This window comes from Amycolatopsis sp. MEPSY49 (assembly GCF_051337345.1).
Taxonomy (GTDB): Bacteria; Actinomycetota; Actinomycetes; order Mycobacteriales; family Pseudonocardiaceae; genus Amycolatopsis.
The window spans coordinates 47,040-63,884 of the sequence record NZ_JBDLYJ010000019.1 but is presented as its reverse complement, the minus strand read 5'-3'; the positions used below and the strand labels follow the sequence as shown (position 1 = coordinate 63,884).

Below are 16,845 nucleotides of genomic sequence, written 5' to 3'. Positions count from 1 at the left end.
CAGCCTAGCCATGACGAGATCGCATGGCTTCCATGAAAAGGCATCGCTGGTGCTCATGGGAGACCGAGCGCAGCATGGAAGCATGATTTGGTTCATCACAGGATCTTCGAAGGGCTTCGGCCGCCACTGGGCCGAAGCCGCCCTCGACCGGGGCGACCGGGTCGCCGCGACCGCGCGGCACCCCGAGCAGCTCGGCGACCTCGTCGAAAAGTACGGCGACGCCGTCCTCCCGCTCCGCCTCGACGTCACCGACCGCGCCGCCGCGTTCGCGACCGTCCGCCAGGCCGCGGACCACTTCGGCGGGCTCGACGTCGTCGTCAACAACGCCGGCTACGGGCACTTCGGCCGCGTCGAGGAACTCACCGAAGACGACGTCCGCGCCCAGCTGGAGACGAACTTCTTCGGCGCCCTCTGGGTCACCCAGGCGGCCCTGCCGATCCTGCGCGCCCAGCGCCACGGCCACATCGTGCAGGTCACCAGCGAGGGCGGCGTGACCGCGTTCCCTGGCATCGGCGCCTACCACGCGTCGAAGTGGGCGCTGGAAGGGCTTTCCCAGTCCCTGGCGCAGGAAGTCGCCGAATTCGGCATCCACGTCACCAACCTGGAGCCCGGGCCGTACGCCACCGAGTGGCTCGACGTCGGCTCGCGCCGGAGCACCCCGAACCCGGACTACCCGGCCGCCGGCGAGGGCCACTGGGACGTCGGCGACCCGCACGCCACCCGGGCGGCGATCCTCGAGCTCGTCGACGCCGCCGACCCGCCGCTGCGGATGTTCCTCGGCAAGTCCCTCGCCGCGGTCACCGAGGAGTACCAGGCCCGGCTCAAGACGTGGAACGACTGGCAGGACGTGGCGGTGCGGGCGTTCGGCTGAGCGCCGCGTGCGGGTCGTCGGCGGGCAGCCACCCGAGGTCCGGCGAGCCGACGTCCCGGGTGAGGGCCTCGATGGCCGCGAGGACCGGCGCGCGCGTCTCGTCGCGCCGCGACACCAGCGACCACGTCCAGAACGGCGCCGGGCCGGCCACCGGGCGGCGCGCGAGATCCGGCGGGGCCGGTGTCGTCTGGCCCTTCGGGTTGTTGAGCACCGGGCGCCGCAGGCGGCGGACGTGGTCGAAGAACGCCGGCCCCGTCGACCCGCCCTCCTCGACGCGCACCACCTCGGCGCCGGTGGCCGAGGCGAACTCCTCGGCGTAGGCGTTCCACGACGCCCAGCTGGCGGTGTCGGCGTCGATCAGCACGACGACGTCCTTCGCCCGGACCTCGGCGGTCCGCGTGCCGGTGCCGAACGCGTGGAGCCGGTCGACGCCGAGCAGGCGGGCTTCGAGGCCGTGCTCGGCCAGGTCGGCGGCCCGCGCCCAGCAGATCGCCAGGTCGAGGCTCCGGTCGGCGACCCGCTGCAGCTGGGCGTGCGAGGGCAGCACCCACGTGTCGACGTGCAGGTGCGCGACGCCGGCGACGCGGTCGAGCAGGTCGGCGGGCCGCCAGCTGACGTACCCCAGCCGCACCGGCTCGCGCGCGGCGATCCCGGCCGCCGAGCGGCGCAGCGCGTCGGCCTGCTCCAGCAGCGCGCGGACCTGTGGCAGCAGCGACTCGCCGCATTCGGTGAGGGTGACCGAGCGGCGGTCGCGGTCGAACAGCCGCACGCCGAGGTCGCGTTCGAGCGCCTTGATCTGCTGGGACAGCGAGGGCCCGGCGATGCGCAACCGCTCCGCGGCCCGGCCGAAGTTCAGTTCTGTGGCGACGGCCACGAAGTACCGAAGCTGGCGTAGCTCCATACCGGGAGCTTAGTGCGGTGGGAGGTCCGGGCTCCCAGCTGAGAGCGAACCGGTCGTGGCGGACCGCGGCGGACGGGCACATCCTCGGCTCAGGAACCACATCCCACCAGGAGGTTTCATGAGCACCCAGAAGGTCGCGGTCGTCACCGGTGCCTCGCAGGGCATCGGCGCGGCCGTGGTCGAGGCGTACCGGAAGCTCGGCTACGCCGTGGTCGCGAACTCGCGATCCATCACCCCGTCGGGCGACGCCGGGATCTTGACCGTGGCGGGCGACATCGCCGACCCGGCGGTCGGCGCCCGCGTCATCGAGCAGGCCCTGGCGACGTTCGGCCGCGTCGACACGCTGGTGAACAACGCCGGCGTCTTCATCGCGAAGCCGTTCACCGAGTACACCGACGCCGACTACGAGCTGGCGACCGGCGTGAACCTGCGCGGCTTCTTCGAGGTCACGAAGCACGCCATCGCCGCGATGCTCGAGGTCGGCGGCGGGCACGTCGTCAACGTCACGACCAGCCTGACCGACCACGCGAACAGCGCCGTGCCGTCGGCGCTGGCGTCGCTGACCAAGGGCGGGCTGAACGCGGTCACGAAGTCCCTCGCGATCGAGTACGCGACACGCGGTGTCCGCGTGAACGCCGTGTCGCCGGGCATCATCCGTACCCCGATGCACCCGGAGTCGACGCACGAAGCGCTCGCGGGCCTGCACCCGGTCGGACGGATCGGCGACACCGGCGACATCGTCGACGCGGTCGTCTACCTGGAGGGCGCGCCGTTCGTGACGGGCGAGATCCTGCACGTTGACGGCGGCCAGAGCGCGGGACACTGACGCCATGGACATCCTGACCGGAGTGCTGGACGCCTGGAAGTCGGCGGTCGACGCGCACGAGCCCGAGCGTGTGGCGGCGGTCTTCACCGAAGACGCGATCTTCCAGGGCCTGCACCCGTACAGCGTGGGCCGCGACGGCGTGGCCGCGTACTACGACTCGCAGCCGCTCGGCATGACCGCGGACTACCGGATCGTGGAGTCCCGCCGGCTGGCGGAGGACGTGGTCCTGGGCTACGCGGCGGTCGACTTCGGCTTCACGGACCGGCCGACGCTGTCGGTGCACCTGAGCGTGGTCGTCCGTCGGGTCGGCGATGACTGGCTGATCGCCCACTACCAGGTCTCGAGGCTCTGACGATGGAATTCCTCGTCGACATGAGGACCACGGTCCCGCCGGGAACTTCGGACGAAGAGGTGGCGGACACGCGCCGTCGCGAGGCGGCGCGGAGCCGCGAGCTGGCGGCGCAGGGCCACATCCTGCGGTTGTGGAAGCCGCCCGAGGGACCGGGGGAGTGGCACACGATCGGGTTGTTCGCGGCCACGGACGAGGGAGAACTGCAGGCGGTGCTCGAGTCGATGCCGTTGCACGCGTGGATGGCGGTGACGGTGACGCCGGTGAAGCCGCATCCGAGCGACCCGGGCGGGCGCTGAGCGGAAGCCCCGCCCGCCGGTCACGGCCGGTGGGCGGGGCTTCGATCAGACCTGCGGCTCGTCTTCCGGAGGCGGCATGTGCCGGATGCTGTCGCTGCCCTTGTGGTCGTGGGCGCGCGTGTACCGGGAATCCAGCAGCCGCCCCAGTTTGTGGGCCGCGCCGCTGTAGGCGTCGTCCACAGTGGTCGCGTGGTGGGTGACCGCGACGGGTTGCTTGCCGCCCGGCCGGGCCTCGATCACGCACTTCTTGTCTTCCGGCTTGCTGCCGCCGTCCTCGCTGAGGTGCACCTCCACCCGGGTCAACCATCCGCCGAACCGGGAGAGGCTGTTCTCCAGTTCGGTGGTCACGTAGGTGGCCAGTCCTTCGCCACCGGGGATGTTGTGGTCGGTGTTGACCTGGATCTGCACGAGCACCCTCCAAAGCCGGGGACAGCGGTGAACCCGGTCAGTACCACGGTCTTGGCCGGCTCAAACCCGGCGGCCTGTCCGCCGGGTTTCAGCTTCTGTCCTTGCCGCGTGCGTTGGCGCGGAACCATGCGAGCAGGGTGGGATTGCCGGTGGTGGTGATGACGCTGACCGTGCGCCCGGCGTATCGGTTGCCCTCCACCAGGTCCAGCATGCTCGCCGCGAGGTCGACGCGCGCGGTGAACCTCCCGTCGGCGTGGCCGTCGGCGAGCGTGTAGCTCGTCGCCGCGGGCAGGTGGTACAGCCCGCTCGGCCGCACGACCGTCCACTCCAGACCGCTGGCGCGGACGAGTGCTTCCATGCGCCGCATGTCGTCGTAGAGCGTCTTGCCGAGCACCCGCGTCACGTAGGGCAGGAGCACCCGGTTGAACAGGAAGCCGCCGTCGGGGTACGGCCGCGGGTCGACGCCGCTCGAACTGACCACGACGAGCCTGCGCACGTCGTGCCGGCGCATCGCGGTGATGATGGTGGCGGTGCCTTGGGAGTAGGTCGTGATCGGCGCTTTCCCGGCGGGCACCCCCAAGGCCGACAACACCGCGTCCTGCCCGGTCACGGCGGTGCCGACGGCGTCCGGGTCGAACACGTCGGCACCGACGATCCGGAGCTGGTCGTGGTGCGCCGGAATCGAGCCCGGACGCCGGGTGACGGCGGTGACGTGGTGGCCGGCGGCGAGGGCGCGGTCGATGAGCAGGCGCCCGGTCGGCCCGGCGGCGCCGAAGATCGCGATACGGATGGCGTTCGTCCTTTCCGGAGAGGTGGGCGACCACAAGATGCCGGCCACCCCGTCCCCGTGACGTGACGCGTGCCACTCGCCGGAACCGGCGAACCGGGCCGTCAGCCGGCCGGTTGCGGGACGAAGTCGGGAAGCGCGCCGAGGCTGTGGCGCACGGCCTCGGCGCCGTACTCGAACATCTGCCGCTCGTAGTCGCCGACCGCGTCGAGGAGGCTTCCGCGGCTCTCAATCAGGCAGCGGCGCAGCAGGTCGGCGTCGCGCAGGGCGGTGTTCGCGCCGTTGCCGCCGGTCGGGGAGGTGGCGTGGATGGCGTCGCCGAGCAGCGTGACCGGGCCGGGCGCCCAGCGCTCGCGGGGCTCGACCACCCGGATGGACAGCAGGGTGCTGTTGTCCGGATCGGACTGCTCGATGAGCGCCCGCAGGTCCGGGTGCCAGCCCTCGGTCCTGGCCAGTACGGCCTCCTGCGGGGTCGCGGCGCCGACCGAGCCGTCCGGCGGCAGGATCATGGCCCAGCGCACGTAGTCGCGGACGTCGGGCAGGGTCACCTCGGGCGCCAGTGCTTCGGCCGCTTCCTTCGGCGGGGTGCGGAAGCGCATCGCGCCGAGCAGCAGGCTCACGCCGGCTCCGGCGATCTTCGAGCCGAACGCCCGCTCCAACCCGGCGAACTGCTCGGTCAGCGGCGTGCGGCCGATGACGAACCGGACGCCGGTGTCGGTCGGGGTGGTCCGCGGCGACAGCACCGCGCGGACGGCGGAGCCGACGCCGTCGGCCCCGACGAGCAGGTCGGCGACCAGCGGGTCGCTCTCCGCGAAATGGGCTTCGACCCGGCCGTCGTCGAGCACGTCGTAGCTGGTCAGCGCGGCCCCGGTGCGCACGGTTAGCCCGGTCAGCAGCAGGTGCCGCAGCACCTGCCGGTCGGCCACGGTCCCGGTCCGGCCGGGGCCGAGCTCGCCGATCTTGTTCAGCCGCGGGTCCAGGACCAGCCGCTCGCCGTAGGCGTCGCCGACGACCGCGTCCAGCAGCGGGTGCCAGCGTGGCGGCAGGCAGCCTCGCAGGGCGGCCAGCCCGGCCGGGTTCAGCACGAGCCGGTAGCCCTGGAACCGCGCGGTGATCGCGGGGTCGCGCTCGTGGACGTCGGCCTCGATCCCGGCCTGGCGCAGGCCCTGGGCCAGGCACAGTCCGCCCAGCCCGGCGCCCGCGATGGAAACTCGCATCACGCACCTCCTTCACGAACTTAGTTCGTCGATTACGAACTAAGTTCTACCACTCGAACTAAGTTCGCTTCAAGCTATAGTGACCGGCATGCCTTCCGACCCCCGGCGACGCCGGGCAGCCCGGCACGCCGGTGCCGCCACGGCGTCGCCCAAGAAGCCGATCACGGTCGACCGGATCACGGACGCTGCCCTGCAGGTGGTGGCGACCGAGGGCTACGACGCGCTGACCATCCGCCGGGTCGCCGCGGTGCTGGGCACCGGGCCGTCCTCGCTGTACGCGCACATCGTCACCAAGGACGACATCGACGACCTGCTCGTCGGCCGGCTCTGCGCCGAGCTCGTGCTGCCCGAACCGGACCCGGCCAGGTGGCGGACGCAGATCCTCGACGCGTACACGCAGATCCGCGACCAGTACCTGAAGTACCCCGGAGTTTCCCGGGCGGCGCTGGGCATGGTCCCCACCAACCTCGACGCGTTGCGGGTCCGCGAGCGGCTCTTCGCGATCCTGCTGGCCGGTGGAATCGAGCCGCGGACCGCGGCGTGGGCTCTCGACGCGTTGTCCCTTTACGTCAGTGCGTACGCGCTGGAGCAGTCGCTGGTCCAGCAGCGGCGGAAACACCCGGACGACGAGTGGGTCCTCGGCCGCGAGGAACTGGTGAGCCGGTTCTCCGCGCTGCCGGCGGAGACGTTTCCGCAGACCCGCCGTTATGCGGCGGAGCTGACATCGGGAAGCGGCCACGACCGGTTCGAGTTCACGCTCGGCTTGCTGATCGACAACCTCACGCGGCGGTAGTCCCACCAGCCCGAAAGGCGGCCCGCTCGGTCCTGTGCCGACTCATCGAGGAAGGCATCTTGCGTGGCGCTGTGCCGATCACGGTGCGGCCGTACGACCCGGCCAAGCTGCCGCTCTGGGGCAAGAAGCCCTGACGCGTCCCGGTGTACGGTCACGCGAGGACCGGCCTCCGCGAGTTCCGCGTGATGTGCCACGAAGCGGCCCGGCGCACCGGCGGGTGGGTGGCCGGGTTCCGCATCGCCGAGGGCGTCACACCGAACTTCCACCAGGGAGCCCTCGACCACGGCGGCCGTCGCTTGTCGATCGTGTGGTGGATTGTCCCAACCGCTTGACGCGCACCACGCCCGTCAACATCGGGAGGGTGAACTCGCCGCTGGTCGTTTCCGGTCTGCACGCGAGGAAAGCACGGATCCGGCCGAGCGTGGCCTCTCGTTCCCGCTCCGGCATGACCAGCACACCCGCGCGCGTCGCGATCGTCGCGACCAAGGTGTCGGCGGTGCGAACCTGCCCATGCGTGAACTCGGCTTGCTCGGCTGAGCCGAACCGAGCGACCTCGCCGGCGCCGGGAACGTGCAAGCCCGTGGTCGCGGCGCGCCAGTTGCCGAAAGTGTCGCGCGGACCGATGGCCGCGCTGCCGCTGATCCGCCCGAGTCCGGCGACCCAGGCCACCCGATCGTCCAGGACGTTCCACAGGCCGGCCAGGACGCCGCCGGGCCTGAGAACCCGGGCCATCTCCGGCCCGGCCACCGCCATGTCGAACCAGTGCAAAGCATTGCCGGCCAGGACGGCATCGACCGACGCGTCCGGCAAGGGAATCGCCTCGGCACTACCCGCCAGGGCATCGACACCCGGCAGCACACGGCGCAGTTCGGCCAGCATCGCCGGGTCGGGTTCGACCGCGGTGACGTCGGCACCCAGGGCGACCAGGGTACCGGTCAGCTTGCCGGTACCGGCCCCGAGATCCAGCACCCGCGAGCCGGCCGCGGGTTCCAGCGCCCAGCGCACCGCGGCCGAGGCATAATCCGGACGGTGCTCGGCGTAGGCGATCGCCGCCGCGCCGAAGGACGAGGCGTGCCGGAGCCGCGTTTCCGGGTGCATCGAATCACCCTATCTCCGCTCGTCGGCATGACCGGGCATCATGAATCGGTGACGTTCGTGAGCAACGCGCAAGCTGCGCTAGCCGGCCCACTGTCCCTTCTTCGGCCGGGTGAACCACTCCGCAGCGTGGCGGGCCAGGTCCTCGACTGACGCCCCGTTCGCCGGGAAAACCAGGCCGTCGGGCCCCGTCAGGTCGATCAGCGCCTCCTCGGCTCTCACCCCGTCGTCCCAGTTGAGACACGACGGACTCCAGCCACCGCGGATGCCACGGCCGTCGAAGTCCAAGCGAAGCGTCGCGCTGACGGTACGTCCCTCGATGAGATCCAAGGACACCAGGAGCCAGGGAGTGCCGTCATCGTCGGCGTGCAACCAGTAGTCCAGTCGTGGAAGCAGCGCGTTCAGTGAGGTCGCGAAGGCAAGTTCCGCTTGTGTCGGTTCGCCCTCGCGCTGTCCACCCCAGTCGATGTTCTCGGCGGTCACCCCGCGACCCTAGCGTCCCCTTGAGTCGCGGGACCTCAGCGTAACCGGACGCAAGCCCACCGAGGAAACTGGTCGAGTGCCGAGCAGCGAACGAAAGACCCGGGCGGCCATACGCCGTGCCGCGGTCGAAGGCGTAGCGGCCTATCTTGCCGACGAGGACGCGGAGGTCCACAACATCACCGAGGCCGCCGTCCGGGAGAACGCACTGATGGCAGCGTTGAACCTGACCGCGCTGGCGGCGGCGGCTGTCACGGCCCTCGCCGAGGCGACAGGCAGTACGCCATTTGATGCCCTGCGCTCGATCGACCAAGGAGCAGAACTGCGCTCGCGCCCGATGCACCACGACTGATCTGCGAAATCGGCGTACAACCGCAACGGTGCGGTGAGCGGGTTGAGCGGATGTTCGCATGGTTAGGCTTTCGCCATGTTCGAGTACCACGGGTGGATCACGCTTCGCTCGACGGCTGAAGCGCTTGACGACGAACCACCACTTCGCCTCGGTGAGATCGAGGCCTTGGTCGATGAATCCGCCGATTACGCGCTGATGGATCTTCAACCGATGAATGGCACGTACTACATCCACCTCGGCGGAAACCCGAACCGCCGTGGGCAACACGGTCGAGCGGTGATCGACTTGTTCGCCGAAGTCGGGCGGCTTGCGCCGGGGTCATACGGGCTGCTGTACGTCTACGACAACGAAGACCCGGAGCATATGCTGAGTTTCCGTGTCCATCGGCTGGTCCGGGGCACGGTCACCGAGCATGCGGACCACCTGCTCTCACCGGTGATCCCCACGCTGGAAGATGCGGACATGAGCTGACCATCACGACCACACTCCCGCTTTTCGGCATGAGAGTGCGCTGACCCGGCCGCCGCCCCATCCGCCTAGCCCGACGGGTGATTCCACCGGGGTTGCTCATCTCTTCATCGGTATGTGCGTCGCGAGTGGGCGAATGGACGTCCGAACGGCACTGGACCGGTAGTGTCGACCGGTGGGGTTCACCGAGCGGGCACGCAGGGTGCGTGATGGACGGTTGGCGCACGGCCGGCGGGTCGCGGCGTTGTGTTCGTGTGTGCACCTGTATCACCCGATCGGCTACCGGGCGACGCTGAGCTTTCTCGGTGAGCTGGCCGGTCCGTATCAGCGGCATGAAACGGCTCTGGTGCGGGCCTTGGAGGCGTTGGAGGCCAGTCGAGTGGCGTGGCGTGCCGAGGCGGTTTCGTACGTCGGCTTCCGCGTGCGGCAGAAGAGGCTCGGTCACCGCCTGCCTGCGCCTGGCGAGCCGCCGGTGGCCAGGATGGGCGGGCACTGGTACTCGTCGAACCCGGATGTGTCGCGCCGGGCGGCGTTGCACGCGCTGAAGCTCTGGGAGCGGGATAGTGACCCGGGCTCCGCGAACCACGACGTTGCGTCGATGGTGCGGTGCTGCATCGCCACCGGCGGGCGGCTGACGGAGGAGTGGCTGGAGGTTCTTGCGCGCCTACGAACGAGGGACGGGCCGGCGGAGGTTCGCTGGCCGATTTCGTTGGTGGTGTCCGCGACAGGCGCGGGCCAGGTGTGACTCGCCCAGTGGCAAGAGCGCGCGTTGCCCTGTCGCCATAGGCTGGTATTCGATCCGAGACGTGTACCGCGACGCGGTCAGTGATACCGAACGGAGCCCCCCTCGGCCGACTACGATGTTCGGTGATGAAGATCGGCGCGGTGCTCGGCGGTGGTGCCAAAGCCACTGTGGCCGCCTAGCAGTTCGAGCCGGCCGACACGGCCCGCGCCACTCGGCTGATCGGCCGAGCCCGCGTGAGCGTCGCGTTGCGGCATGCTCGGTGGGTGGACGACGAACAGCACAGGGACGAGTTCGTGGGCGAGCAGACCAGCCCGTTGATCTATTGGGTTCATTATGTCTTGATGCCGATGGGCCAGGTGCCTCGAGAGTTGCCTTGGCACGAGGACTGCATGCGCGACGCGGCGGGCGGTGAGACGCCTACTCGCGAGCGATCCGATGTTGCCGGCGTGCGGAATTGCTGCTGGTATCACGGTGGGGACTGGCATGCGGTCATCAGGACAGCGGTCCGGTTGATCGCTCAAGCCAAGGCGACGGGCGTGGAGCACAACTACCAGCTTTGCCGGGAAGTACATGACGCTGCTCGTGCGGACGGGATGGGCGGATGGCCATTGCAGGCGTTGACGAGTCTGGTCAAGAACCCGATCCTGATTCGCGAAGAAGCCGATTCGCGGTTCGTCATCGACGGTGGCCAGCACCGCATACGTGCCATGCGCGACGCCGGTGTCACTGAAATCCTCATCGGTAAACCGAGCTGGCGATGAGGTGTTCAGGAGTGTTCCGTCAATGCGAAGAAGCACACTTTGCCGGGGCACTATCCCGCGCTCGTCGGCGTCGTGAACTGCTATGGAGATCATGACCGCGCTGCGTGGGCTCGAGGTGCTCGCTCTTCGGCATGTGCGTGCGTCGCGGATCGCAATGTCAGGCCGATTTCGGTTGTCGGGCAAGGGTGGAGAGCGCGTCAAGGCTGTGGCGCACAGCTTTCACGCCGTACTCGAAACCTCCCCGGACAGAACACCTAGGTCAGGTAGCGGCGCAGCAGGGCGGCGTTCGCGTCGTTACCGCCGGTCGGGAAGGCGGTGTGGACAGCGTCGCCGCACCCCCAGGGCCTTGCCGCTCAAGTGTCGTACCTGCCGCTGTCCCAGGGCTCGGTGAACGCCATGTAGTTGCCTGGACGTAGCACCACCCACCACGGATCGTCCTCCTCGTCGCCGGGCCGGGGGATGAGACCGAAGGTGGTGCCGAACCGCTCGACAGCGAAGGGTGCGACCTCGATTCGAGTGAAAGTGACCTGGCCAAGTTCCCGCAGTCTGGCCTCATATCGACTCTGGCGGCGGTCCCGATCCATTTGGGCTCGCGGCCCGAACTCGTCGATCTTGGCTTCCAGTAACCGTCCGGATTGATCGAACAGGAACAGGGCAACGAACTCGTTCCCCGGGCCTTTCGCAGCCGATTCGAACGGCGTGGTCAGGAAGAATTGCCGACCGTCAGCCGTGCGGCCGACATGCTCGGCGTGGTAGGTGTCGTGGTCGATCGCGATGAGATCCGGTGCGCCCATGAGATCAGAGAGTAGCCGGGCGGGCGGACGAGGTGCGGTCACGTCAGGCAGTCAAACCAGCACGCTCATCGGCATGACCGGACGTTCGACTGCCGCCGCCGCGGGGGTCCCACAAGAGCTGGCAAACGAGACCATCCGGACCTGTACGTGCGCGCCAGTCGAGGGTGTGGGAGTGCTATCCGACTCGTACGTGTCAGGGGATTCGCTGCCCTCTCGGGGTGCGAGGTCATGTCGGCAGCTACACGTTCCACCATGAAATCGCGCCCTGCGCGCCTGTCCGGTGTCATACGGCCGATTCCCGGTAGAGGTCGAGGATGTCGGTCTCACGGGACTCCCAGACGTCGAAGAGCGCTGCGGGGTCGCCGTCGTGTTCGCGGACGAAGGTGAATTCGTCGAGGGTGCAGGGAAGCAGGGTGATGAAGCGCAGCGCGGGTTCGCCTCGGTCGTCGCGGTAGAGGTCGAACTCCTCGCCGGCGAACGGGTGTGGCGCGGCGAGCAGGAACGCGATGCCGGTGCCGGGAATCAGGGGTTCGGCGTTCACGTAGCCACCGCCGTAGGCGTAGCCCCGACGGCGCCCGATCGCCTCGCCGGCGATGACGTGCGCGAGATATCCGGCTTCGTCCACGTGCTCGGGCACGGCGGACACGACGAACTCCTGCGGCAGCGAGGCATCGATCTGCTGGAACCGCACACCAGTGGTCGCCGCGGAGACCATCCGCCGCCGCGGGTGTGTGTGGAAGCCGAGAGCGAACCCCCGGTTGCGCCCGTCTGGCCCCTTCGGGCTCTGCCCGTGCGTCACCGGCCCGAGATGGTGCTCTACGTGGGATCGCAGCCCTTCGTACCGCTTCGGGTCAGTGTGAGGAAAGCTCATCGCCCGATCCTAGGGAAGACGATGTCCCAGCATGGCGAGTCGGACGGGAACGTAACCGGTGGCGGAGTGCGCAGATACTTCCACAACGCCGGTCGCAGGTATGCCCGTGGCATGACGACGTCGCCGTTCGAGCCGGACCCGGAAGCGGGCGCAGGCGATTGTCGGCACAACAGTGGCCGGGCACGACCCGCGTGGTCCCCAAGACCAGTCGACGGTAAATGCGCCAGGTGCAGGTGGCGGGAAAAACGCCACCTGCACCCAGGGCCCTGCGTGAGTCGGCGAAGCCGTACGCTGATCGGGAGAACAGACCTCAGACGCAGCTCGCCGCGTCCACCATGGTCACCGGGTCTGCCAGTGGGCGGCTTGTGATCGCGTCCTGCTCCAGTACTGTCAGCGCGCCGGCGCGCAGGCTGTAGATCGTGCGCGTGCCCGTGTACGTGATTTCGCCGGCGGGAGCGCTGATGTCGTCCGCCGAGGAAACCACCGTCACGAACAACCGGTTGCCACCCGGAGCCATGCACATGTAACCGACGTGCGCGGCGATTCCGCCTCCCTCCGCGACTTCGAACGGCTTGTTGTCCGCGCCGACGACCTGGGTCAGGTTCCGGCCGTCGAAGTCCAGCACGGCGAAGAACGCCGTGTTGGCGCCCAACGTCGTCGCGACGAGCAGCTCCGCCCGGCCGTCGGCGTCGAGGTCGGCCACCCGCGGTGCCACGATGCCGAACCAGGGGTCCGCGGGCAGGACGATCGCCGTGCGCTTGCCGTTCACGGTCGCCGAAATCACTTGCTTGCCGTTGATGGCCGGTCGCGAGATCACGGTGTCGCGTGTCCCGTCGCCGTTGAGGTCTGCGGACGTGAAGATCGGTTCGCCGGCCGGCGCGGCCAGTGCCGGTGCGGCACCGACGAGGCCCAGTGCGGCAGCGAGGCCGGTCAGCGTGATCGTGCGAACGATTCCCTTGCGGTACATGGAAAGCTCCCTCCAGTCATCGGCGATGTGTTCGCCGGATGTGCTCTCCACGGGAAGACGGACAACCCCGTCCCGCGTGCAGCGCGGGTGTGATTTGCCACACAAACGCAACCTGGAGCGTGTGCGCGCCTGCGGGTGCAGCCAGACGAAAGACTGTCAGCGGCATGAGCGAACGTTGTCGAGCTGCGTCGCGGCACAAGGGAGGGTCCCTCACCGATGCCGGGTGGCGCCTTCGGCTGGTGTCGGGTCCACGTGTTCGAGCCTCGTCCAGCCGGTCCAGCCGCGCGTTCTCAGCAGCTGGACCAGCCGGCGAGCCGGCGGGGCGGTGTCGAAGGCCAGGGTGTCCATCAGTTCGGCGAACGGTGGCTCGACGTCGGTGTCGCTGCCACCGTCCTCGGCCATGTGCGTGATGTAGGCGGCCAGCTTGTCGGCCAGGTGGACCAGTTCCGGATCGCTGTCGGCTCGGTCGAGGGCCTGTCCCAAGGTCAGGTAGAAGTCGATGAGCGGGGGGTCGGTGATCTGCGTCCGCTTGCGCGCCGCCCACTCGGGGATCCGCTCGGGTGAGTGCGCGGCGAGCAGGATCCAGCCGTCCCGTTCGACCCGGACGATCCGCTCGTCGACGCCGAGCGCGCGCAGCCGGTCGAGGATCTGGACCACCTCGGCGGGCAGCGCCAGGCTGTCTCCGGAGGCGAGGCGGCGGATCCGCTCGCGATGCCGCTGCCGCTGCCGGATTTCCGCCCGCAGCCGCTTGTCGATGTCGGTGACCGCCGCGCCGAACTCCTCGTCGCCGGCCTGGAGCAACTCCCTGACCCGCGACAGCGGGACTCCTGCGTCGGCGAGGGTTCTGATCCTGATCAGCTCGACCACGGCGCCGGCGTCGTACCGGCGGTAGCCGGAGTGGTCGCGCTCGGGTTCGGGTAGCAGCCCTTTGGCGTGGTAGTGCCGCACCGTGCGCACGGTGACTCCCGCGTACGACGCCAGTTCGCCGATGGTCAGCATCGGTCCAGTGTCCTCGGTGTCCGCGTATCGTGGATCAGCCGGGCGATCTCCGGAGCGTGGGTGACGACGAGCCGGTGGTCGGCGTCGAGCCACGACGTGGCGACGTGCGGCCGCTCGCGCACGAGGCGCTCGATGCCGGCCCGCCAGTTCTGGTTGCGCCACCGCGTTCGCGCATCAGTGCTGTTGCCCGCCATTGTGGTCGACATGATCATGTGGATCGGGCGGTCGATCTCCCGGTACCGGTCGAGGATGCCGGAGCGCACCACCTCGATCTCGAGGTTGAGGTCCAGGAAGTCTTGCGCGGTCAGGAGCACCTGACGCGGGGTGTCCTTGGCCCGCTTGAGCTCGTGCTGCAGTTTCTCCGCCATCGCGCGGAAGTCCGGCAGGTCGGCGTCGGTGACGAACTGTTCGGGCACCGGGTTCGCGCCGTCGACGAGAACGAGTCCGGCCACCGCGCCGGGATGCGCGGCGGCGTAGTGCACGGCCAGATCCGCGCCCAGCGAATGTCCCACGAGAAGCGGCGAGCGATGTCCCAGCGCCGTCACGACGGCGCCGAGGTCGCCGAGGAAGGCCTCGAAGGTGTACCGGTCGGCGGGCGAGGAGAGCCCGTGGCCCCTGAGGTCGAAGGTCACCACGTCGTGGTCCCGGCGCAGCAGGTCGATCAGCTCGTGCAGGTCGGCCTGGGTGGTGAGGAGCCCGGGACACAGGACCAGCGGCTGTCCCCGGCCGCCACGGGAGACCGGGATCGTGACGCCGTCGTGGTGGACTTCGAACCGGCTGGCCTTTGTGGTCATGGCAGTCATCCTGCGGGGTTGACCTTGCGTCAGGGTCAAGGCGGCAGCGGGCGACGTCCGCTCGTCGGCATGAGCGCGCGTACCAACCGGGCGCTGGGCCTTCGAGGCGAAGTCCGCTCCGTCGGTCTGAAAGCCGTGCTTTCGCCGCCCGGCCAGGCACGTCCATGTCACGCTTCAGGGGCCGGGCCGGGCCATCGATTCTCGACTTCACGAGCACAAAGGGCGAGCTTTCAGTCGAAGGGGAAGACGTCGCAGGTACCTGATCCGGGGCCCGCTTCATGCCCGTCTTGCCTGGTTCATCCCAATGGTCGACTAGTTCGATACTCGACCGGTGTTCAGATGGTGACCGTACGTGTCCGTGTGTCGTCCTGCGCGGCATTGTGTCCGCCGGCGCGGCGGTCGGAATCAGTTTCTACGACAAGAATGGAAATCGAGCCAAAGATCCGCCGCCGACGCGCTGGTGGCTGTGCTCGCGAGGGCGAACACAACAACCGGAACGACGTCGCTGTGCCGACTGGCGGATGGCCGCAGCCCACCGGTTCGCTGAAGCCCGCGCCGCACTCGGCGAGGCGATCGACTACCACGAGAAGCGTAACAACCGGATCGGCCTGGCCGTCGCTCTGCTTCACGCCGCCCGCGTCGACATTGCCGACGACCGCGCGGAACGGGCCCTCGGGCAGCTGGTCAGAGCGAGGGAGCAGGTGACTGCTGTCGACGCCGACCATCCCTTGCTGGAAGACATCGAAGCCGAGCTAGCCGCGCTGGAGTGACACACGTGTCAGCCGGCGGCGCGGCTGGTCGGATGGTTTACCTGGTTGCCTGACCGGCAGCTTTGTTGACTGTCTTGAGTGCCCGGGTGTGCGTTGCGAGGTCGCGCAGGGATGCCGAAGCGAACTCGGCGACACGGCGTGCCCGATCGGATCGCTCGGTCAGTTCGCCGGTGGGTCCGATGAGCCGGTCGGCGTGGGCGACGGGAAGGCTTTTGACCAGTGGGAGCATCCCTGCTTTGCTGAGCGCCAGCCGCAGCTGCTGACCGGCGAGGGTCCCGCCGTGTGCGGTGGTGGAGTACGACACGATCGACGCGGGTTTGCCCGCGGCTTCGGTGGAGAGGAAGTCCAGGGCGTTCTTCAGCGCTGCCGGTGGTGCGTGGTTGTACTCGGGTGTCACGAAGACGTAGGCGTCGGCGGCCGCCATGGCCGCGAGCCAAGCCTTCACGGCCGCCGACGGCCGGCGGTCGGGGTTGGCCAGGGGTGCGAGTGGCTCGTCGAAGAACGGCATCGGGTGGTCGGCGAGGTCGAGCAGGGCGAACTCGGCGCCGTCGATGAGGGCTGCGCGGTTCATGATGAACCGGCAGACGCGGTCGCCGAGGCGTCCGGGCCGGGTGCTGCCGAGGATGACCTCGATTCTCATCGCCGCTCCTCGGTCTCCAGGAGTTCGCACAATGTCTTCAGGGTTTCGATCGTGGTGGACATGGCGGCGTCGGTCATGTGCTCGCCGCCGAGTCGCTCGTATTCGCGTTGCACGGCCAGACCTTCCTGCACGAGGGACCGGCCTGCGGGGGTCAGGGTCAACGCGTGTTCACGACGAGACGTGGACGAGGCCGAGACGGCCAGCCACCCGCGTTGCCGGGCAGTCTCGATGTGGCGGCTGACCGCGCCCTTCGTCAGGCTCAGGAGATCGGCGATCTCCTGTTGCGACGGGGGGACTTCGCCGGCGTCGGCGATCGACCGCAGCACGAGGAACAGGGTTCGTCCGATGCCGATCCGCTGCTGGAACCGGCGATCGCCTGCTCGTTCGCTCAGCAACGCCGCCCGGTGCAGGTACCGCATGAGGTCTCGTTGCAGAGGTGGTTGCGTGCCCATCTCGATAGTATAGATGTGAACAGTTCAGATGTGAACAGACCATCCGCCGATATGTTGTACGCGACCTGCAGTGCGAGAAGAAGGGTGGCCATGGCGGAGGTCCGGCTCGATCCGATGACCAGCGAGGAATACGCGGCATACCACCGCGACGCGGTACTGGCCTATGCCGAGGCCCATGTTTCGGCGAAGAGCTGGCCGGCCGATGG

General features: G+C 69.0%; 23 protein-coding genes. 10 read left to right on the top strand and 13 right to left on the bottom strand.

Features of this window, described 5'->3' with window-relative positions; translation table 11 throughout:
* The first annotated feature begins 82 nt into the window (after window positions 1-82).
* Window positions 83-871: an SDR family NAD(P)-dependent oxidoreductase gene (locus ABFJ78_RS45705; RefSeq protein WP_436393708.1), complete on the top strand. Its 789-nt coding sequence runs from the start codon at window positions 83-85 to the stop codon at window positions 869-871.
* Here ABFJ78_RS45705 and ABFJ78_RS45700 read toward each other — a convergent pair.
* Complete coding sequence (locus tag ABFJ78_RS45700) at window positions 822-1,772, bottom strand: LysR family transcriptional regulator (protein ID WP_436393707.1); 951 nt, start codon at window positions 1,770-1,772, stop codon at window positions 822-824. The genes ABFJ78_RS45705 and ABFJ78_RS45700 overlap by 50 nt on opposite strands.
* A 118-nt stretch (window positions 1,773-1,890) precedes the next feature.
* Between ABFJ78_RS45700 and ABFJ78_RS45695 the strand changes: the two genes are divergently transcribed.
* Genes ABFJ78_RS45695 through ABFJ78_RS45685 form a run of 3 tightly spaced genes read left to right on the top strand, consistent with a single transcriptional unit; the run spans window position 1,891 to window position 3,246 of the window.
* On the top strand, window positions 1,891-2,598 hold the full coding sequence (locus ABFJ78_RS45695; protein ID WP_436393706.1) for an SDR family NAD(P)-dependent oxidoreductase: 708 nt from the start codon (window positions 1,891-1,893) through the stop codon (window positions 2,596-2,598).
* Between the two features lie 4 nt (window positions 2,599-2,602).
* Window positions 2,603-2,950 (top strand): SgcJ/EcaC family oxidoreductase, encoded by a 348-nt coding sequence (locus ABFJ78_RS45690; RefSeq protein ID WP_436393705.1) that lies wholly within the window; start codon window positions 2,603-2,605, stop codon window positions 2,948-2,950.
* A 2-nt stretch (window positions 2,951-2,952) separates the two neighbouring features.
* The gene (locus tag ABFJ78_RS45685; protein WP_436393704.1) at window positions 2,953-3,246 is read left to right on the top strand and encodes a muconolactone Delta-isomerase family protein; all 294 of its coding nucleotides are present in this window, start codon (window positions 2,953-2,955) and stop codon (window positions 3,244-3,246) included.
* A 45-nt stretch (window positions 3,247-3,291) separates the two neighbouring features.
* Here the strand turns inward: ABFJ78_RS45685 and ABFJ78_RS45680 are convergent, their stop codons facing one another.
* The 3 genes from ABFJ78_RS45680 to ABFJ78_RS45670 form a co-directional block, all read right to left on the bottom strand.
* Window positions 3,292-3,654 carry an HPF/RaiA family ribosome-associated protein gene (locus tag ABFJ78_RS45680; protein ID WP_436393703.1) on the bottom strand — a complete coding sequence of 121 codons (363 nt, stop codon included), beginning with the start codon at window positions 3,652-3,654 and terminating at the stop codon, window positions 3,292-3,294.
* 88 nt (window positions 3,655-3,742) lie between these two features.
* Window positions 3,743-4,492 carry an NAD(P)-dependent oxidoreductase gene (locus ABFJ78_RS45675; RefSeq protein WP_436393702.1) on the bottom strand — a complete coding sequence of 250 codons (750 nt, stop codon included), beginning with the start codon at window positions 4,490-4,492 and terminating at the stop codon, window positions 3,743-3,745.
* Between the two features lie 53 nt (window positions 4,493-4,545).
* A complete protein-coding gene (locus ABFJ78_RS45670) occupies window positions 4,546-5,658 on the bottom strand; it encodes an FAD-dependent oxidoreductase (RefSeq protein WP_436393701.1) in 1,113 nt (370 codons plus the stop codon).
* A 79-nt stretch (window positions 5,659-5,737) separates the two neighbouring features.
* On the opposite strand from ABFJ78_RS45670, the gene ABFJ78_RS45665 reads away from it, so the two are divergent.
* Window positions 5,738-6,451 carry a TetR/AcrR family transcriptional regulator gene (locus ABFJ78_RS45665; protein ID WP_436393700.1) on the top strand — a complete coding sequence of 238 codons (714 nt, stop codon included), beginning with the start codon at window positions 5,738-5,740 and terminating at the stop codon, window positions 6,449-6,451.
* A gap of 249 nt (window positions 6,452-6,700) precedes the next feature.
* On the opposite strand, the gene ABFJ78_RS45660 is transcribed toward ABFJ78_RS45665, so the two are convergent.
* Together ABFJ78_RS45660 and ABFJ78_RS45655 are read right to left on the bottom strand one after the other, a co-directional pair.
* Entirely contained in the window at window positions 6,701-7,549 is an 849-nt protein-coding gene (locus ABFJ78_RS45660; protein ID WP_436393699.1) for a class I SAM-dependent methyltransferase, read from the bottom strand.
* A gap of 78 nt (window positions 7,550-7,627) precedes the next feature.
* The gene (locus tag ABFJ78_RS45655) at window positions 7,628-8,029 is read right to left on the bottom strand and encodes a hypothetical protein (protein WP_436393698.1); all 402 of its coding nucleotides are present in this window, start codon (window positions 8,027-8,029) and stop codon (window positions 7,628-7,630) included.
* Window positions 8,030-8,105: 76 nt separating this feature from the next.
* Between ABFJ78_RS45655 and ABFJ78_RS45650 the strand changes: the two genes are divergently transcribed.
* The 4 genes from ABFJ78_RS45650 to ABFJ78_RS45635 all read left to right on the top strand — a co-directional run bounded on the left by ABFJ78_RS45650 (window position 8,106) and on the right by ABFJ78_RS45635 (window position 10,352).
* Window positions 8,106-8,378 (top strand): hypothetical protein, encoded by a 273-nt coding sequence (locus tag ABFJ78_RS45650; RefSeq protein ID WP_436393697.1) that lies wholly within the window; start codon window positions 8,106-8,108, stop codon window positions 8,376-8,378.
* A gap of 75 nt (window positions 8,379-8,453) precedes the next feature.
* Window positions 8,454-8,849, top strand: coding sequence for an Imm7 family immunity protein (locus tag ABFJ78_RS45645; protein ID WP_436393696.1), 396 nt, complete (start codon window positions 8,454-8,456; stop codon window positions 8,847-8,849).
* Between the two features lie 172 nt (window positions 8,850-9,021).
* Entirely contained in the window at window positions 9,022-9,591 is a 570-nt protein-coding gene (locus tag ABFJ78_RS45640) for a hypothetical protein (protein WP_436393695.1), read from the top strand.
* Between the two features lie 263 nt (window positions 9,592-9,854).
* Entirely contained in the window at window positions 9,855-10,352 is a 498-nt protein-coding gene (locus tag ABFJ78_RS45635; protein ID WP_436393694.1) for a ParB/Srx family N-terminal domain-containing protein, read from the top strand.
* Window positions 10,353-10,705: 353 nt separating this feature from the next.
* On the opposite strand, the gene ABFJ78_RS45630 is transcribed toward ABFJ78_RS45635, so the two are convergent.
* The 5 genes from ABFJ78_RS45630 to ABFJ78_RS45610 form a co-directional block, all read right to left on the bottom strand.
* A complete protein-coding gene (locus ABFJ78_RS45630) occupies window positions 10,706-11,146 on the bottom strand; it encodes a hypothetical protein (protein ID WP_436393693.1) in 441 nt (146 codons plus the stop codon).
* 283 nt (window positions 11,147-11,429) lie between these two features.
* Window positions 11,430-11,945, bottom strand: coding sequence for a hypothetical protein (locus ABFJ78_RS45625; RefSeq protein WP_436393692.1), 516 nt, complete (start codon window positions 11,943-11,945; stop codon window positions 11,430-11,432).
* Window positions 11,946-12,327: 382 nt separating this feature from the next.
* Window positions 12,328-12,984 carry an FG-GAP repeat domain-containing protein gene (locus ABFJ78_RS45620; RefSeq protein WP_086678512.1) on the bottom strand — a complete coding sequence of 219 codons (657 nt, stop codon included), beginning with the start codon at window positions 12,982-12,984 and terminating at the stop codon, window positions 12,328-12,330.
* 210 nt (window positions 12,985-13,194) lie between these two features.
* The gene (locus ABFJ78_RS45615; RefSeq protein WP_436393691.1) at window positions 13,195-13,983 is read right to left on the bottom strand and encodes a MerR family transcriptional regulator; all 789 of its coding nucleotides are present in this window, start codon (window positions 13,981-13,983) and stop codon (window positions 13,195-13,197) included.
* A complete protein-coding gene (locus ABFJ78_RS45610) occupies window positions 13,977-14,777 on the bottom strand; it encodes an alpha/beta fold hydrolase (protein WP_436393690.1) in 801 nt (266 codons plus the stop codon). The genes ABFJ78_RS45615 and ABFJ78_RS45610 overlap by 7 nt, the downstream gene beginning before the upstream one ends.
* Window positions 14,778-15,298: 521 nt before the next feature.
* Here ABFJ78_RS45610 and ABFJ78_RS45605 point away from each other — a divergent pair.
* Entirely contained in the window at window positions 15,299-15,547 is a 249-nt protein-coding gene (locus tag ABFJ78_RS45605) for a hypothetical protein (RefSeq protein ID WP_436393689.1), read from the top strand.
* 37 nt (window positions 15,548-15,584) lie between these two features.
* On the opposite strand, the gene ABFJ78_RS45600 is transcribed toward ABFJ78_RS45605, so the two are convergent.
* Both ABFJ78_RS45600 and ABFJ78_RS45595 read right to left on the bottom strand, forming a co-directional pair.
* The gene (locus tag ABFJ78_RS45600) at window positions 15,585-16,187 is read right to left on the bottom strand and encodes an NADPH-dependent FMN reductase (RefSeq protein ID WP_436393688.1); all 603 of its coding nucleotides are present in this window, start codon (window positions 16,185-16,187) and stop codon (window positions 15,585-15,587) included.
* Window positions 16,184-16,606, bottom strand: a complete 423-nt coding sequence (locus ABFJ78_RS45595) for a MarR family winged helix-turn-helix transcriptional regulator (protein ID WP_436393687.1) — start codon at window positions 16,604-16,606, stop codon at window positions 16,184-16,186. Before ABFJ78_RS45595 ends, ABFJ78_RS45600 begins: the two co-directional genes overlap by 4 nt.
* Window positions 16,607-16,845 lie beyond the last annotated feature (239 nt).

Coding starts and splice junctions, on each gene's coding strand:
- ABFJ78_RS45705 (WP_436393708.1), top strand. CDS start 83: ATGATTTGGTTCATCACAGGATCTTCGAAGGGCTTCGGCCGCCACTGG.
- ABFJ78_RS45700 (WP_436393707.1), bottom strand. CDS start 1,772: ATGGAGCTACGCCAGCTTCGGTACTTCGTGGCCGTCGCCACAGAACTG.
- ABFJ78_RS45695 (WP_436393706.1), top strand. CDS start 1,891: ATGAGCACCCAGAAGGTCGCGGTCGTCACCGGTGCCTCGCAGGGCATC.
- ABFJ78_RS45690 (WP_436393705.1), top strand. CDS start 2,603: ATGGACATCCTGACCGGAGTGCTGGACGCCTGGAAGTCGGCGGTCGAC.
- ABFJ78_RS45685 (WP_436393704.1), top strand. CDS start 2,953: ATGGAATTCCTCGTCGACATGAGGACCACGGTCCCGCCGGGAACTTCG.
- ABFJ78_RS45670 (WP_436393701.1), bottom strand. CDS start 5,658: ATGCGAGTTTCCATCGCGGGCGCCGGGCTGGGCGGACTGTGCCTGGCC.
- ABFJ78_RS45660 (WP_436393699.1), bottom strand. CDS start 7,549: ATGCACCCGGAAACGCGGCTCCGGCACGCCTCGTCCTTCGGCGCGGCG.
- ABFJ78_RS45645 (WP_436393696.1), top strand. CDS start 8,454: ATGTTCGAGTACCACGGGTGGATCACGCTTCGCTCGACGGCTGAAGCG.
- ABFJ78_RS45630 (WP_436393693.1), bottom strand. CDS start 11,146: ATGGGCGCACCGGATCTCATCGCGATCGACCACGACACCTACCACGCC.
- ABFJ78_RS45620 (WP_086678512.1), bottom strand. CDS start 12,984: ATGTACCGCAAGGGAATCGTTCGCACGATCACGCTGACCGGCCTCGCT.
- ABFJ78_RS45615 (WP_436393691.1), bottom strand. CDS start 13,983: ATGCTGACCATCGGCGAACTGGCGTCGTACGCGGGAGTCACCGTGCGC.
- ABFJ78_RS45610 (WP_436393690.1), bottom strand. CDS start 14,777: ATGACCACAAAGGCCAGCCGGTTCGAAGTCCACCACGACGGCGTCACG.
- ABFJ78_RS45605 (WP_436393689.1), top strand. CDS start 15,299: ATGGCCGCAGCCCACCGGTTCGCTGAAGCCCGCGCCGCACTCGGCGAG.
- ABFJ78_RS45600 (WP_436393688.1), bottom strand. CDS start 16,187: ATGAGAATCGAGGTCATCCTCGGCAGCACCCGGCCCGGACGCCTCGGC.
- ABFJ78_RS45595 (WP_436393687.1), bottom strand. CDS start 16,606: ATGCGGTACCTGCACCGGGCGGCGTTGCTGAGCGAACGAGCAGGCGAT.